The 14973-nt window shown below is 38.0% G+C and carries 17 protein-coding genes; 2 read left to right on the top strand and 15 right to left on the bottom strand.

What is annotated here, in order from left to right; genetic code table 11:
- Positions 1-2 precede the first annotated feature (2 nt).
- Positions 3-1163 (bottom strand): cysteine desulfurase family protein, encoded by a 1161-nt coding sequence (locus tag AC504W_RS26860; RefSeq protein WP_494875282.1) that lies wholly within the window; start codon positions 1161-1163, stop codon positions 3-5.
- A gap of 147 nt (positions 1164-1310) precedes the next feature.
- Here AC504W_RS26860 and AC504W_RS26855 point away from each other — a divergent pair, with 147 nt between their 5' ends.
- Entirely contained in the window at positions 1311-1586 is a 276-nt protein-coding gene (locus AC504W_RS26855; protein ID WP_494879490.1) for a hypothetical protein, read from the top strand.
- 39 nt (positions 1587-1625) lie between these two features.
- Here the strand turns inward: AC504W_RS26855 and AC504W_RS26850 are convergent, their stop codons facing one another.
- The 11 genes from AC504W_RS26850 to AC504W_RS26800 all read right to left on the bottom strand — a co-directional run bounded on the left by AC504W_RS26850 (position 1626) and on the right by AC504W_RS26800 (position 10488).
- Complete coding sequence (locus AC504W_RS26850) at positions 1626-2024, bottom strand: hypothetical protein (protein ID WP_494875278.1); 399 nt, start codon at positions 2022-2024, stop codon at positions 1626-1628.
- Positions 2017-2361 (bottom strand): hypothetical protein, encoded by a 345-nt coding sequence (locus tag AC504W_RS26845; RefSeq protein ID WP_494875276.1) that lies wholly within the window; start codon positions 2359-2361, stop codon positions 2017-2019. The genes AC504W_RS26850 and AC504W_RS26845 overlap by 8 nt, the downstream gene beginning before the upstream one ends.
- Positions 2362-2376: 15 nt before the next feature.
- Positions 2377-4200, bottom strand: coding sequence for an ATP-binding protein (locus AC504W_RS26840; protein WP_494875274.1), 1824 nt, complete (start codon positions 4198-4200; stop codon positions 2377-2379).
- On the bottom strand, positions 4193-4342 hold the full coding sequence (locus AC504W_RS26835) for a hypothetical protein (protein ID WP_494879488.1): 150 nt from the start codon (positions 4340-4342) through the stop codon (positions 4193-4195). The genes AC504W_RS26840 and AC504W_RS26835 overlap by 8 nt, the downstream gene beginning before the upstream one ends.
- Positions 4343-4433: 91 nt before the next feature.
- The gene (locus tag AC504W_RS26830) at positions 4434-4721 is read right to left on the bottom strand and encodes a helicase-related protein (RefSeq protein WP_494879486.1); all 288 of its coding nucleotides are present in this window, start codon (positions 4719-4721) and stop codon (positions 4434-4436) included.
- Positions 4722-4746: 25 nt separating this feature from the next.
- Entirely contained in the window at positions 4747-5874 is a 1128-nt protein-coding gene (locus AC504W_RS26825; protein ID WP_494875270.1) for an HNH endonuclease domain-containing protein, read from the bottom strand.
- A 2-nt stretch (positions 5875-5876) separates the two neighbouring features.
- Positions 5877-6614 carry a phosphoadenosine phosphosulfate reductase family protein gene (locus AC504W_RS26820; protein ID WP_494875268.1) on the bottom strand — a complete coding sequence of 246 codons (738 nt, stop codon included), beginning with the start codon at positions 6612-6614 and terminating at the stop codon, positions 5877-5879.
- 899 nt (positions 6615-7513) lie between these two features.
- The gene (locus AC504W_RS26815; protein WP_494875266.1) at positions 7514-7813 is read right to left on the bottom strand and encodes a PIN domain-containing protein; all 300 of its coding nucleotides are present in this window, start codon (positions 7811-7813) and stop codon (positions 7514-7516) included.
- On the bottom strand, positions 7810-8127 hold the full coding sequence (locus AC504W_RS26810) for a type II toxin-antitoxin system HicB family antitoxin (protein ID WP_494875264.1): 318 nt from the start codon (positions 8125-8127) through the stop codon (positions 7810-7812). The genes AC504W_RS26815 and AC504W_RS26810 overlap by 4 nt, the downstream gene beginning before the upstream one ends.
- Before the next feature lie 42 nt (positions 8128-8169).
- Positions 8170-8787 carry a hypothetical protein gene (locus AC504W_RS26805; protein WP_494875262.1) on the bottom strand — a complete coding sequence of 206 codons (618 nt, stop codon included), beginning with the start codon at positions 8785-8787 and terminating at the stop codon, positions 8170-8172.
- A 60-nt stretch (positions 8788-8847) separates the two neighbouring features.
- Positions 8848-10488 carry a hypothetical protein gene (locus AC504W_RS26800; RefSeq protein ID WP_494875260.1) on the bottom strand — a complete coding sequence of 547 codons (1641 nt, stop codon included), beginning with the start codon at positions 10486-10488 and terminating at the stop codon, positions 8848-8850.
- A 191-nt stretch (positions 10489-10679) separates the two neighbouring features.
- Here AC504W_RS26800 and AC504W_RS26795 point away from each other — a divergent pair.
- Positions 10680-11557, top strand: a protein-coding gene (locus AC504W_RS26795) for an IS630 family transposase (protein ID WP_494873200.1) whose coding sequence is annotated in 2 segments (ribosomal slippage) — positions 10680-11009 and positions 11012-11557 — 876 coding nt in all. Because the reading frame shifts where the segments join, the coding sequence is not laid out codon by codon here.
- On the opposite strand, the gene AC504W_RS26790 is transcribed toward AC504W_RS26795, so the two are convergent.
- The 3 genes from AC504W_RS26790 to AC504W_RS26780 form a co-directional block, all read right to left on the bottom strand.
- Positions 11538-12635 carry a hypothetical protein gene (locus tag AC504W_RS26790; protein WP_494875258.1) on the bottom strand — a complete coding sequence of 366 codons (1098 nt, stop codon included), beginning with the start codon at positions 12633-12635 and terminating at the stop codon, positions 11538-11540. The two genes, AC504W_RS26795 and AC504W_RS26790, sit on opposite strands and share 20 nt — an antisense overlap.
- A gap of 14 nt (positions 12636-12649) precedes the next feature.
- A complete protein-coding gene (locus AC504W_RS26785; RefSeq protein WP_494875256.1) occupies positions 12650-13564 on the bottom strand; it encodes a DUF4007 family protein in 915 nt (304 codons plus the stop codon).
- A gap of 425 nt (positions 13565-13989) precedes the next feature.
- Positions 13990-14817: a hypothetical protein gene (locus tag AC504W_RS26780; protein ID WP_494875254.1), complete on the bottom strand. Its 828-nt coding sequence runs from the start codon at positions 14815-14817 to the stop codon at positions 13990-13992.
- Positions 14818-14973 lie beyond the last annotated feature (156 nt).

Here is a 14973-nt window from a genome sequence, read left to right as displayed (position 1 = left end):
GATCATAACTCCCTTTGCTGAAGTTGATGGATTTGATGGATTGCATTTATCAGTATAAAAGTTGCCTTTTCAATTTCTTCTTTAGTGGTAAATTTTCCAACGCCAATTCTTAACGCTCCCTCAATGATATTTTCTGAAAGGTGCATTGCTTGTAAAACATGAGAAGGTGCGACAACACCTGATGAACAAGCCGCACCTGTGGAAATTGCTAATTGCTGGCGAAGTCGTGCAATGATGGCAGTATTAGAAATATCAGGGATGGAAATATGTAAATTACCTGATAAACGGTTGTTTAAGTCTCCATTCACCACTAAATCGGGAATTGCGGCTTGGAGTTGGTTTTGTAGCTGATCTCGTAAAAGTGCGATCGCCTTTTCATCTGTTTCCATCTCCAACCCTCTCAATCTGCAAGCCTCCCCCAAACCGACGATTCCGGGGACGTTGAGTGTACCTGATCTGAGTCCCTGTTGATGTCCCCCACCGTAAATCATTGGTGGGAGAGGATGATTTTTTCTGACTACTAATACACCCACGCCTTTAGGTGCGTAGAGTTTATGTGCTGAAATCGCCAGATAGGTAATCCCCCAGTCTTGGAAATTGAGGGGAATTTTGCCCACGGCTTGGGATGCGTCGCATAAAAAAGGGATATTGTAGGAGGATGCGATCGCACTAATTTTCTTGATGGGGTAAATTGTCCCGACTTCATTGTTAGCCGCCATCATACAGAGTAAAGCCGCACCATCAGCACAGACTTTTTCCAGATGTTCTAAATCAATCTGTGCTTGTTGATTGACTTTTAACCAAATAATTTCCGCCAGTCCTTTTTTAACTAAGGCTTTGCAGGTATCTATAACAGCTTTGTGTTCCACTGGGGAAACAATGATTTTGGCGGGGGTATTTTGTTGTGCAATTTGTCCTTGAATTACTAAATTAATGCTTTCTGTTGCGCCGGATGTAAAGATAATTTCTTTGGGTGAGGCGTTAATTAAGTCTGCTATTTGTTGACGTGCTTGTTTAACTGCTTTTGCGGCTGCATTACCATAATCATGATCTACACTATTAGCGTTACCAAAGGCGGTAGTCATATAGTACATGACCTTCTCGGCTACTCTGGGGTCAACGGGAGTAGTTGAGTGGTAGTCTAGGTAGATTATGTTGGTCATTTTTTAAGGCAGAGGAACGCAGAGAATTATCATAACAACTCTCTTAACTCTCTGCGCCTCTGCGTCTGGAGCATGAGATTTAATCACCCTAATAAAGCATGGTTTCGATATTATAGGGTTATCGGATTCTAGTTAGCGAGTCAGGTTATGGAAAGCATAAAGATTAGAACACATATCGGTAATGATGGAATTTTGCAAATCCAGCTTCCACCTGAGATTGCTAACCAAGAATTAGATGTAATAATTGTCTTCCAACCTGTGAGTCCAGAACCCTCACAAACTACAACCAAAACACCCGAAGAATTAGGGTATTCTCATAGGTTTTTAGAAAATGTCATAGGTAGTTGGGAAGGTGAACCCCTTGAAATACCAGAACAGCTTCCCTTTGAGAATCGGGAGGAGATTCAATGGCCTACCTCCTAGATACAAATGCGTGTATCCAAATTCTTAATTTAATCTCTTTTACTGAGGAGTTAAATATTCTAAAATTAATAATCTTAAATAATCTAACATTCTTAGGTATGATTTAATATTTCCGTATTCATGAGAGTTACGCAAATACAATTGGGAAATACTCGGAACATCAAACACTCGTTTTTGTTTTAATTGTTCAATTGCTTGTTGCGGATTTTCTATATACCCTCTGGCTTTAATCTGACTGCCATAACCGCGAATATCTGTAGTTAATAGTTCAATTTCTTCTAATAATGTAAATTCTGTTTCTGATACAGGGAATTGATGAGCGATCGCCTGTCTTTCTAATTTAGTATTTTGGTAGTCAATTGTTAACTGAGCTAACAGTTGAATGATATAATTTTTAGTTAGTTCAGGATTTTGATTAGTCAGAGTAGTATTAGTCATCGTTCACTCCATAGGTAACTATTTTCTCAGTTCCAAATTTATCTGGACGCACAATTAGATATTCATTTCCTTTACGATAAACGGCTGAATTATCTTGACGATAACCTGTTTTAGGTACTCTTATTGCTCCTTTTTTGTTAAAATTATGTGCTTTACGAAGTAATTTTAACGGGTCAATTTCTTTTCTGGCAGCATGATCTAAAATGTTATGGGAAACGCTGATATAACTTGCTTTATCCCACTCTGTTAAGTATTTTTCAATTTCTGCGATTTCTGAGGATGTGTATTCTTGACAGAGTTCTGTAAAAAACGGGTCATCTTGTGGTTCATTAGACATTATTTTATCACTTCGCTACTCATTCTCTAAAAACCTCCTAGCAACCCTCCCCCAATCAATGCGGGTATCTTGAGCATTATCTTTAAATTTACCCTCTGGCTGTTCATCTTCATATCTTGCCCATGCCATCAAGAGTAACTTTAACCCATCCAAAGAATTAACTAACCTAGAACGTAAAGTATCTATATCGGCTTTATCGACATCCTCTTCTAAGATTTCAACTAAGTTTTGATAAGCTGGATGATTAGTATTTAATGTCACAATAATTGCTCCACCTCTGGGTTTAACGGAGAAGAAAGCAGGAGTATCAAGCGGTGCTTCAACAAAGGTATATTTCAAGCCATCATTTACTGTTGTGGCGGCTAATAATTCGGCTTTAGTTTCCGTCACTCCTTCTTCTTTGAGAGTTTCTTTAATTACTTGTTTGCGTTCTTCTTTGGGTAATTTTTCATCTGCATCACTTTGACCTTTATAACCTTGTGATTTACGTTCTTGAGTTACAGTAGTTGCTACTTTCTCAGGTTTATAAGGGTCATGGCGTTTTTCAGTGGCGGTACGAGTACCTTTTGTTTGATTTTTAATTAAGCGACGAATTAAACTGAGTTGACTGCTGATTTTATGGGCTAATTCTAATAAAGGCAGTTTTGGATCTTCATCTTGGAGTAATTCTTCTTTTAATTGAGTAACTGTTTTTCCTTCTTCTAATAAAGACTCAATATCTAGTTGTAAAATCTCACCAAAATTTCGGGCTGATTGTTTGTTATTGGTAACGCCAAAAATATCATCAAGTAAAGGATTAAATTCAATTTCAATTCCCCACCATCTTTCTGTCGGGTCGTAATTATTCACTAAATTTTGGTCTAGTTCTAATTCTCTTCCTGCGCGCACAACGGAAACACCAACATTTTTAGCTGCGTGTTGTCCGTGTGGTAAACTACCAGGGTTTTTTCCGGGTTCGGCTTGGCGGGCTTCTTCTTTGGCGTAAGAGAAACGTATTTTTACATCATGTTCTTGGTCTTTAAAATTAATTTTATAAGTAGCTTCATAAGATGTATCGCCTTCCCAAGGACGGAACATAGCTTGATTATCAAATGGGGCGGGACAGGAAGTTTTTTCTATTAAATAACCAGGGTCATTGGGTAGGGCATATTTTTCTAAAATCAGGCTATATAAAGCATCTAAATCAAAGGCTACCATGCGGATTTTGACTGTACCGTCATTCAGAAATTTGCGGTACATTCTACCAATGAAAAATTCAGAATTATCAATAATTGCTTTGCCTGTGCGCCAAATACAACGGTCGATGTTTGACCATACTACTAATGTGCCACTTTCGCCAAATTGTTGACCAATTCTTGTCCAAGTTGTGGGAATTGCTTTAGGTGTAGGTTCTGGTACTTCCGTTAGTCGTTGATTTTTAATTTCATCTAAATCAAGGTAACTATGCAGTGCATTATCTATGCCATTTTGCCATGACCAGACATCGACTCTCTGACACTGGGAAATAGAAGAGGAAGGTAAACCCATGCCAAAACGACCGATTCCGGTGTGTTTGTCTTCATCTAAATATGTACCGTTACCAAATTGCAGGGCGAGACGTAAGACATTCGCATCCATCCCACAACCATTATCTAACACGGCGATTTGTTCAATGCGCGATCGCCTCCTCACTTCCCCCTGTTCTTTCCGTTCCCCACAAAGTAACTCTACTTGCGATGCACCAGCTTGAATGGCATTATCCATTAATTCGGCTAAGGCGTAGGCGGCGTTTTTATAACCGTTGTCGCGCATGGCTTGGACTGCGAGGTGTGTCGGAACGATATCATGGGCGTTATTCATGGGTTTTCCTCCAAACGTCTTCCCAATTGTGAAAAGCTGATGAGACTGAACCAAAACCAGGGAGTTGGCTATCGACAACGGTGACTATTTCGGCGGTAGCATTACCCCCAGCTTTGATTCCTCTGATGGCGCGTCCTACCATTTGGCTGTAGAGGACAAGGGATTTGGTAGGACGGGCGATAACAGCAGCACTGGTTTTGGGTGCGTCGAAACCAGTGGTTAATACGCCGTAGTTACATAAAATCTTGGTTTGGGTTTGTTGGATCTTTAAAGCTGTGAATCAGCCGTTCTCGTTCCGATTTGGGGGTTTCCCCTGTGACAGCATCAGCATGGAAGCCGCGTAAACGCAAGATGGAAGCGATGAGTTTGGCGTGTTCGACGGAGGTATTAAACACGATGATGCGTTGATGATGTGGGGCGAGGGCTTCTAGTTCTAGGATGATGCGGAGGTTGCGTTGTTCGTCTGCGGCTAACCGATTGAGGATATAGGGGGGAATGTCTAATACCAATTCAAAATTCAAAATTCAAAATTCAAAATTAAGACTTTCAGGTATAAACCCAATTAGGGCTAAAACCTTGCAGAGTTGCTAAAGAAATTAAAGGTTGGATAGTTTTTGTATAAACATTCATGAGAATTTCTAAATTTAATAAATCATCTGGTTTATCAACTTTCAACTCCGCCACAAAAGATTCAATATCATTGAACCATTTTGTTTGAGAAACATTTTGCTTATAAATAGTTAAGCCTAAATGCTGTAATGATACAAAATCACGGAAATATGCTTCTGAGGGTAAATTATTAGATTTAGAAGAATTAACAGATTTTGTAGTCGGAATTAAATTCCATAATTGATCATGAGCTACAAAAGACCAAGGTAAATAATGATCTAAAGAAATTTCATCCTTATTTAATTTAATTTTAGAATAAATACATTCAATTTCTCGATGTTCTAAAATGGTTTTCCAATATTTAGTTTGATTACCTAGAGAATCTCTCTCTTGTGGCATAAATAATTTATTAACTACATTAGGGGTGCTGGGGTTTCTCTGCTGCATATAATTCAACCATTCCCAAGAAGCCCAACCCCTAACTATTGTGTAATTTTTCTCTAAATATTGAATCCACTCAGGATGTAAAATAATGGCATTGCAATTTCTTTGGTCTTCAGCGTTAAAGCGATATAAAGGATTTTTAGTATTAAATTGATTATTGGCTAAATTAATAATATTAGGATTAACATCATAATCTTTTAACCCTCTCGTTTCTTGAGAAAAGAAAGGACGAATTAAGCGATAAGAAACATAACGATTAACAGAAATAACGATATCATCAAGATTTTGATTATTAATAGTATTACGTAAAAGCTTTTTGTCGGTATCTCTAAACTTTAAAATCGGTTCTGTAATTTCAATTTTAAGAGCATCTAATTTATTAGCAATTTGGTCTTGTGTTCCAAAAGAGAGTTTAAAATAATTGTGAGCATACCAAGCATTGGCTAACATCTCAACAATAATTTCCCGGAAATAGATTGTTGATAAATTATCAAAATTTTTTCTTTTTAAAATATCTAGTAATGATAAAAAATAAAGGTATTTATAAGAGTTAGTGGTTGAATCAAATAATCCTGCTAATACTGAAATATTTAAACTATCACAAATTGGTAAATCATACATATTTAATTTAAATTGAATGTTAGAACTAGATTTTTCTCTTTAGCCATTAACTTGTCATGCTGAGCAATAATTTCATCCTTGCGTGCTAGAAGCTGCAATAAACTTTCCCCATCAGTCCAAGTATAGGTACGACCATCAGCATGATTAGATTCATACTCAACAGCCTTTTGAAATAAATCAGGATGTTCCTGCGCCAACATTACCCATTCATTCTTGCGTTGGAAGAAACAGAAAAAACACCCAGAACGACTGCGCCAGCGATAATAGTCAGGGAGTCCAATACCACTTTCTTCTAAAAGCCGAATAATATCAGCCTTAACTAAACCCCTTTCCTTAAACGGAAACACAGGTGTAATATTCGGTTTAGTGGAGATATAACCCTCACGGTTTTCATCAGCACGGATACCAATGTAACTAATAGCCTCATCATCCCCCACAAAATCCTCCAACGGCTTAATTTTCATCTTCACCGTACACCACCGCATTTGGGGAGAAGGTAATAAACCATCATGAATCGCTAACCAATGGTCAAAACCGCGTTTATCACTGAGATAATGAATTTTAATCCCCAGACGTGCCTTAATGCGGTCAAGATAATCGTAAGTTTCCGGTAATTCCTTATGGGTATCACAAAAAAAGTATTCCATCTCTGGAATTTCCCTATGCAGTAACACTGCTAAAGCCGTGCTATCCTTTCCCCCAGAAAGCCCCAATATGTGTCTAGTTCTTTTCTCCACCATGCTGGTTTTTTAGTGCGCTTAGGCAACTATATTAATCGTGCTAATATTTTAGCAAATGTGTAAAGATAATGTGTAGCATTTTTAGACGATTTATTAAGATATTTAGTAATATCACTGAGATTACTAGCATTTTAGTAAATATTCAATTATGCTTTTATACTGCAATTCAGTGTGAAAAAACCTAGCTATACCAAGAATTTATTCATACTGATGCACTCCACATACTAACTTATAGAGATTTTAGGCGATGGCGTAACCGCCCAGCGTAGCTGATCGCCTACAGTGGATAGTTAAGCGATCGCATTGTCCAAATTCGGCAAAATAACACGATTACACATCAAAAATATAGAGAGATAAGCTAAAAAAGATTAATTTACGAGTTTTAATATTGATTTACGGCTCGTGTAGTTGATAAATAAATCGTAAATTAAATTCACGAGTCGTAAATTAAATTCGCGAGTCATAAATTAGATTTACGAGTCGTAAATTAGATTTTCGAGTCGTAAATTAGATTCACAAGTCGTAAATTAGATTTTCGAGTTACAAAACTTGATTCACGAGTTGTGAACTTGATTTCCAAGTCATGAACCTTGAAAAGTTTTTCATGGTATAGCAAATACTTTGAGATCCCCGCCTCACTGCGACGAGAAGCTAAAACCAACAAGATATTGTGTTTGGTTTACAACCACCATACAAACGTCCATACACGGGATATGGAGTGGCTTGAAGCATTTCAGGAAGTTATGCAAGGGTAATTTGTTTTATTTATCCTGTTGTGACCAATCCTCAATTTTTAAATCAGGGACTTGAGAAAAATCTCGATAGTTGCGCGTCACTACGACTGCATTATTGCTCAAGACAATTGCTGCAATTCTCATATCCTTTTGCAATCGCTGTTTCTATAAAGTTGGATTTTCTGTTAGCAATTGCTGAAACATTTCACCTGCTTTTTGATCAAAATCTAACACTCTCACCCGTCCGAATAAAGTAACTGTCCGGCTCAACTTACCATATAACCGCACAATATCTTCAACATCTCGCGCCGCATTGATTCGTACTACCCAACCATTAAATAATTCCTGAACTGTCACAATAGAAATCGCTACCTGTGAACCTAATTCAGCCACTCGACGGCTTACCTGTGGATGTCGTTCTAGTAGTAACGAAACATGATCTGTGTCCAATACCCAAAGGCTCATACATTATTACTTATATCTAACTCACGTTCATCACGAAGTTCCTGCGCTAGTTGTGCAAACTCTTCATCTCCCTCAAAAATCCCAATAAAATCTGTCCAGGGATTATTGGTTACTTCTAGCGTCAGCACTTCCATATTTGCCAGTTTAGCCTGAACTTGCTCCTGTACAGATGCGATCGCCATATCACGAGTTTCAGCTTCCACCATACAATCAGGTAACTCTGGAACTGAGGCGATAAAATTTCCTGACTCAGCTTGTTCAACTAGAACATGAAGAGACAGCTTATGTAAACTTGTTAAGGCTAGAAGATTCATAACTACTGTTACTAGGTTCTCTTTCTCATCATAATGCTTCCATTAACCGGCATTTTTCCCCGCTATTTCATCATTTCCCTTATCGCCAATTTGCGCCACCGTCTCAGGTAAATCAGGATTTAAAATGCGTTCACTCAACATTGCTAAAATCGCCTGTCTTAACTGTTGATCATCAGGTAATTTTGCTAAAATTTCGTCAACAATCTTTTCAACTTGCGACTCTCTCTTATGATCTACCCATACCATTCGATTGATATCATTCCCATCAGGACGAGTGATGGTAATGCGTCGCGCTTCAAAACCTTCCCCTTTGGCGGCGACTTCTTTTTGCAAAGCTTCCAAATTCGTGAACCGTCGCACCAAATCTGCTAATTTCATCTCAAAGGCAACTGCATCATCATCACTCCAAGATTCCGCCGGTTTATCTGCTACAATCATCACCAAAGCTTCTAACCATTGAGCATCAGTTTTAGTTTCATCCGATGCAGCCCTAATAAAGCGTTTGAGTAAAGGTTCAATACATTTTTCTGCTAAATAATTTGCCCTCACTCGCAAGTCTTCCCGCAATTTTGTTTCTGGACTTCTCACCCCAAAGGCTTGATAAATCAGTTTTTGACAATCACTCAATAATTGATCGTAAGCTGTATGAATATCTCTCAAAGCATGAACTAATTTAGTCCGTAAAGTTCTCGCCGTTATCCCATCATCCCCAGCTTCCGTTCAAATTGCAGGTAAATTACAAGCTGCGGGTAAAGCTTTAAATAATAATTCGTCGGGTTCGACAGTGGTTTGTAATGCTTTTAAAATGGCTCTTGGTTCTGTTGCAAGATTTTTGGTTTGCTTAGTATATTTAGGCAGTTTCTTGACAAATTGATAAAGTGGAGTCACCACTGTTAATAGGGTGGCGTTACGCACTTTTCCCAAATTTTTTAACTGCGGATTGCGTAAAATTGCTTCTAATTCTTTGAAAACTTCCGCCCTTAATCCCACGACTGCAAAATACTTAACTGCAAACCGTTCGGGATATTTCACTAATAATTCAAAATGTTCTGTTCCCAATACCGGAATAAATGTCCCGTCTTGATACAGCCCCAAATCATCAGCGTGATACAGCAATACAGCCGCTAAAATTACGGGAACTGCACCCTGTTTTACCCCATAAGGCGGTGCTGATAAATGTTGATAGAGTAAATCAAAACTTTGGCTTTTTTCTGTCGCTGCTAGACAAAAATCTTCAACGGCTTCCCACAGAGAATTTAAACCAGAATTTTCCGATGGTGGGTAAAAGTCCCAGTCTTCATCTTCTTGACGATGTATCCCTGTTTCCTCTAACAGAGAATAATACATACTCACTTCCGGGCCATATCCTTCTAAGCCCAATCTTTCTTCATGCTGATGTTCTAACATCGCTTGAATCAATTCCCGTCTAGCCTTCGCCCCTTGGGAGGTTAAATCGCGGCGGTTGATTAATTCATTCCATAAAATGGGACTGTGATGATAAGTGCGATCGCAAATCTCCGATAGCTTACTATTAAAGTCAGTAATGTTGTTAAGTGTTTCGATTTGTCCCTGAATCCAACATTGCTTATTTACCCCAATGCTAAAGGAGTGATTGAGGGTTTCGTTTAAAAATTCTTCAGCTTCTTGTAAGCGATAATTTACCTCTTTTCTTGCTACCCCATCAGTTTGTAACTCTTTTGCAGTTTTTTTGATATTACTTAAAGCTACAAATTCCAGAGTCCGAATTCGCAATATATCTAAGTTAGCTGCACTCAAAATAACTAATGGTTTTCCATCGCTAGTTGTTTCAGGAACAGCACTCGGAACTTCATCATCTACCCAATATCCAACTAAACCATCTGCATCGACACTACTACAATGTAATTGATTTAAATCTTGAGAATTATCTAAATAATGGCGTTCAAAATAACGCAAAGTCCCCGTTTTATAACTGTGACGTTGAGCGACTAAAGGTTTAAGAGGACAATGTATAGATAATAGTTTAACTAAAGGCGATCGCTCTTGTTCTATATATAAACTTAACTCGCTATCAACATTAAAATCAGAACCTTGCCAAATCCGCAATTCATCTAGTTGACGACGATGCGTAATCAGGTTTTGTTTTAACAGTTTATCAATAATTTCTTGCCAATAATTCATTTCTTCTGGCGACGGGCGATCGCACATTGCCAAAGATACTAAAGTTCTAGTCGCCCGCATGGAACTTGTCACCGTAATCAGGTTCAAAATCCCAATAGTTTTGAGTACCCTGAGACTATCTTCTTCTAATCGTTTAGCATCATTAATTAAATCTTGAACCTCTACCCATCTTTGTAAATTAGGACGAGAAGCGAAACCCATTCCCGCAGATTCAATAAAATAGTCGTAAACTTGGTATAGTTTAAGACAAGGTAATTTATGACTTTTAACCGTTGACTCTTCTAAGAAATTACGAAACGATAAAGGTTCATGACTTGTTAAAAATGTATAGCCATAGCCAGAAAGATTAGGACGTAAACTATAAGAGTTAGCATTGCATCTACCTCATCCCAATGGCAAAAGCTTATAGTGATGATTTCCGGCGAAAAGTTATGCAAGCGATTGAATTAGATGGTCTCAAAAAGTGCGAGGCAAGCCTTCTGTTCAATATCAGTCGCAACACAATTAACTTGTGGTTTCAACGCAAAGCCGAAACAGGTGATGTCAAGCCTAAACAGAGGAAAGTATCGCCGCACAATGGCAAAATCGGTGATTGGGAGAAGTTTCGCACCTTTGTTAAAGAGCATGGGGATAAAACTCAGACTGAGATGGCACAGGTATGGGAGGGAGAGATTAGCCAGCGCACGATTTCCAGAGCGTTAGGAAAGATAGGAAATTCGCGTAAAAAAAAACTTACGGATATAGTCAACGAGACGAAGCCAAACGGGCAGCGTTCTTAGCACAACTGGAAAATCCGAAAGCATCGCATCTAGTATATGTTGATGAGTCTGGCATGGATGAACGCGACAACTACGGCTACGGATACTCCCCAATAGGGGAGCGATTCTATGACCTCAAATCAGGTAGACGGCAGGGTCGCATTAATATGATTGCTGGGTATCGACAAGGAAAAGTGATTGCGCCATTTACTGTCGAGGGGGCTTGTAACCGTACCGTGTTTGAGACTTGGTTAGAAAATTGCTTGATTCCGGTGTTATGTTCAGGCCAGTGGGTGATTGTAGATAATGCCACGTTTCATCGGGGCGGTAGGATTGCTCAATTAATTGAAGCCGCAGGCTGTCAGTTAATCTATCTGCCACCCTATTCGCCAGACCTCAATCGTATTGAAAAGTGTTGGGCAACTTTGAAGAGTAAGGTTCGCAAGCTATTACCTCATTCTAATAATTTACGTGATGCAATGGAAACTGTTCTCAAACAAGCAGCGTCCTAACGAAGTTGGCTACAGCTATAAATAAAGAACGGTCATTTTGAGCATATTTTTGACAGAGGTTTGGTAACACCAAAGCCGATAGAGGGTGTAGCGGATAAACTTTGGTAATAACTTCCTGAGTTACTTCTTCATCTACAATTATTGGTGCTAAATACTTATTCCATTCCTCAGCGTAAGCATTAGTAGCACTTTTTATATTATCTGCTGCTGACGAGTCAATTGCTTCACCAATCAAACTCATCATTTGTCCAGCCGACTCAGTAAAAGCAATATCCTCAAATCGCCCGTGAATCTTCTCCCATTCGTTGCGCTGAATAGTTGCTAATCGTTGACCATATTCTGCAAAAGCTTGATGTAAAATACCTAAAATATAAATCCGATGTTTACTATCTTTGGGTAATTCAGCTAATTGCTGTAATAGATATAAATCTTCATTTCCTTGAGCATGACTAGCATACTCTAAATTCTTTCCTAGTTCATCAATCACCAGGAAAATTCCTGTTTGAGATTCCTTGGCTAATTCCAATACTAAATGAGGAATTTCCCTACTATCAACTTTTCCCCCATCATTAATTTCTGCGTCTAAATCCACCAACTGACGCACAACATTAATTTTGTTTCTTTGGCTTGCAGTCCAAAAATCCTCAACACCTTTTAACAAAGCTTTAATAATAGTATGGCTAATTGGCTCTCTTTGTCCTGTAGCCACAGCCCTAATTAATCCTTTCGGGTTAATTTTGTCTTTAATTAATTGATAAATATCACTATCTCTACCTAATTTATTTTCAGCTATTGACATAGCTTTCATGTGCATTTTGTTTTGATAATCAGCACATAAGGAAATTAAATAATGAGCAAAAGCCGATTTACCAGTACCATAAACACTAGTTAATGTCCAAGCTCTTTCTCCTTCATCAGAATTAAAATTATTGAGAACACGTTTTAAGGAATGAATTGCTCTTTTTGTAAGAACATAACCATCTAAAGCTTCCACACTATCCAAATCTCGTTCTAAGTTAATAGAACGGGAATAGCGACGCTGTAGATTGAAATAGTGTGATAGCTTCTTGTTAGTCATAACTTTACTCAGGTTTATAAAGATTTATAATATTTATCTAAAATTACTTCAGCTAATATCTCTGGATCATCCGGCAAAGATAACTGAATCAATCCGGCAGTGTCGGAAAGAACTATCGTATCAAATTCTTTAGCAACCGTCTCAATAGCTGCACATAAAATATTCTCTGTCAGTTTAAATACCATCCCCGGACTACCTTCATCATAAAGCAACTTGCGAATAGTAATTGTATTGCTATCTGTGTTAGCCCAACTAGCATATTCTAAACAAGTTGCAACTATCACCGATGCTGGTAAATTCGCTTTTGCACCAATTTTAAACTGATAATTTTTACCTAAATGACGGATTAAACCAAGTTCAGTAAAAGGACAATCAATAGAATCTTCAATTGGCGCATTATCTTTAAGAAAATCCTGCGCTGCATACATTCTTAAAATACAGTTTACATCTTTAATAAAAGAAGAATCAGCAATTTTTTTGTCAAAACTTCTTATATAACCTTGTAATCCTGCTAGAATATCTTCTTTTGTCAAATCTGGATCTCGAAAAACGTTAAAGATATAATACCAAGCTGCCGCTTCACAAGTCGGCTTTAGCAAATTCCAATGTAATAACCATAATGATGCAGGATTTTCTAAATAAGAGTCCCATCCATTATTTCCTAAAAGTTTTTCTCCAAATGTTGTAGGTAAATTATTTTTATCAAGAATTTTAAACGCACTGCACCAATAACGAATAGCACGTACCATATTTTTACCAACACCCAATCGTACAGGAGCATCATCCTGTAAGAAAACACCTGGATTTTTCTTAGCTGCATCAAATCCTTTTTTTAACCAGCCAAAACGCGGGTGAAAAGTTTCATGGTTAGCAAATACTGGATTTACAGGAGTTTCCTGATATTTTATGTTTGGATCGATTTGAATCATGATATATACGGTGAAATATACAGCGTTTTCAGTTGAATAAAGTACATCGTGATAGAAGGGAAGAAGCGCTTAGACTAGTGACTAGTTTTGTGTACCTCATATAGATAAAAATTGCTGTAATCATAACTCAAGATAAATGATTTTAATTAAAAAAAATATATAAATTTAAATCATATTAATAACATTATTTAAGAGGTACTTGCTTAAATGCAGTCAAGATCTGTATTTAAAGTCTGTATATTATAAGATGATTAGGCAAAAAGTGAAATACAATTAATGTTTTTTAGAGCGTTAAAGCTTTTTGATGTTATTACATTAATTGGTTTCAATATAACGATAAAACTTATTCGCAATGAATCCCATGCTCCTAGGAGTATGGGATTCATTGCTGTTTTAGCTAAAGCAATATCTAGTTTTTCTCAGGTTTAGGGGCGATACTGATTCATTCTTACCCAATCTTGAGTTGAGCCGACATTCGGATTTTCACTATTGTCATTCGTACCATATATTTGTCCTTGACGATTAATCCAATAGTAGTTGTAGTTTGTTGGTAACTCGACTATGGGATAACCGTAAGGATTTGTCCAAGTTGTGACATTGCCTAGGTTTTCACGAAACTGGAAATTTTGCCGATCTATGGATTCGTTGCGTTGACGGGTTACTTCATCCCAAGTATTTTGAGACCATTCGCGGTATTCTCTGTACCTCTGTCCCTCATCTTGTGAGATTTGGAGATTCTGCGCCATAACTCCTTGCATTCCAAAAGCGGCTCCATTGGTGGCGGAAACCTGAGATGCTACTTGGGGCAACCATGAAGCATAATTAGGCCACTGTAACTGATGGGATGCGGCACAAGTCATCACCATTGTACAGATGTTGTAGCTATATGCGACACTGCATTTGGCTATTCCTTGGCAGGAGATACCATTTTGTATATATGTGTAATCAAACTCATAAGCAACTGAACATCCAGCTATTGGTTGAGCTTGGCGAGGCTGACTCATCCGCAGATCATAAGGCTGCATTGCCATGAGTTTCTCGTACACAAATTGCCAAGGATTGTAATTTACAGGCAGTCCAGAATTTCCTACCATAATTGTTAAAGCAGCATTGTCTGAGGAAACTAGGACAACAGCAAACTGACCATCCTCTACTACTCGCCAACCATTTGGGACTAAGTAGTTAAAGTAATTTCCATATCGAATTTCCACTGAACCAGGGGTAGGAAAAGAAGACTGATTGTAGTTATACATTTGGCTTTGTGGCAAACGTTGGCACTCATGCTGGATACATTTTGATTATGGAGTTTTACGCATCGCATTAGATGACAAAAGTGTTATAACTTACGCAAGAAAGTCAAAACTTCAGATTTCCGGTAGGTCTGAACGTGATATAGTGATACGGATTAA

Source organism: Nostoc sp. C96, from assembly GCF_059384975.1.
Note: the sequence above shows the minus strand (reverse complement) of the source record. Positions and strands in the feature narration are given on the sequence as shown.

Coding starts and splice junctions, on each gene's coding strand:
- AC504W_RS26860 (WP_494875282.1), bottom strand. CDS start 1,163: ATGACCAACATAATCTACCTAGACTACCACTCAACTACTCCCGTTGAC.
- AC504W_RS26855 (WP_494879490.1), top strand. CDS start 1,311: ATGGAAAGCATAAAGATTAGAACACATATCGGTAATGATGGAATTTTG.
- AC504W_RS26850 (WP_494875278.1), bottom strand. CDS start 2,024: ATGACTAATACTACTCTGACTAATCAAAATCCTGAACTAACTAAAAAT.
- AC504W_RS26845 (WP_494875276.1), bottom strand. CDS start 2,361: ATGTCTAATGAACCACAAGATGACCCGTTTTTTACAGAACTCTGTCAA.
- AC504W_RS26840 (WP_494875274.1), bottom strand. CDS start 4,200: ATGAATAACGCCCATGATATCGTTCCGACACACCTCGCAGTCCAAGCC.
- AC504W_RS26835 (WP_494879488.1), bottom strand. CDS start 4,342: ATGGTAGGACGCGCCATCAGAGGAATCAAAGCTGGGGGTAATGCTACC.
- AC504W_RS26825 (WP_494875270.1), bottom strand. CDS start 5,874: ATGTATGATTTACCAATTTGTGATAGTTTAAATATTTCAGTATTAGCA.
- AC504W_RS26820 (WP_494875268.1), bottom strand. CDS start 6,614: ATGGTGGAGAAAAGAACTAGACACATATTGGGGCTTTCTGGGGGAAAG.
- AC504W_RS26815 (WP_494875266.1), bottom strand. CDS start 7,813: ATGAGCCTTTGGGTATTGGACACAGATCATGTTTCGTTACTACTAGAA.
- AC504W_RS26810 (WP_494875264.1), bottom strand. CDS start 8,127: ATGAATCTTCTAGCCTTAACAAGTTTACATAAGCTGTCTCTTCATGTT.
- AC504W_RS26800 (WP_494875260.1), bottom strand. CDS start 10,488: ATGGGTTTCGCTTCTCGTCCTAATTTACAAAGATGGGTAGAGGTTCAA.
- AC504W_RS26790 (WP_494875258.1), bottom strand. CDS start 12,635: ATGACTAACAAGAAGCTATCACACTATTTCAATCTACAGCGTCGCTAT.
- AC504W_RS26785 (WP_494875256.1), bottom strand. CDS start 13,564: ATGATTCAAATCGATCCAAACATAAAATATCAGGAAACTCCTGTAAAT.
- AC504W_RS26780 (WP_494875254.1), bottom strand. CDS start 14,817: ATGTATAACTACAATCAGTCTTCTTTTCCTACCCCTGGTTCAGTGGAA.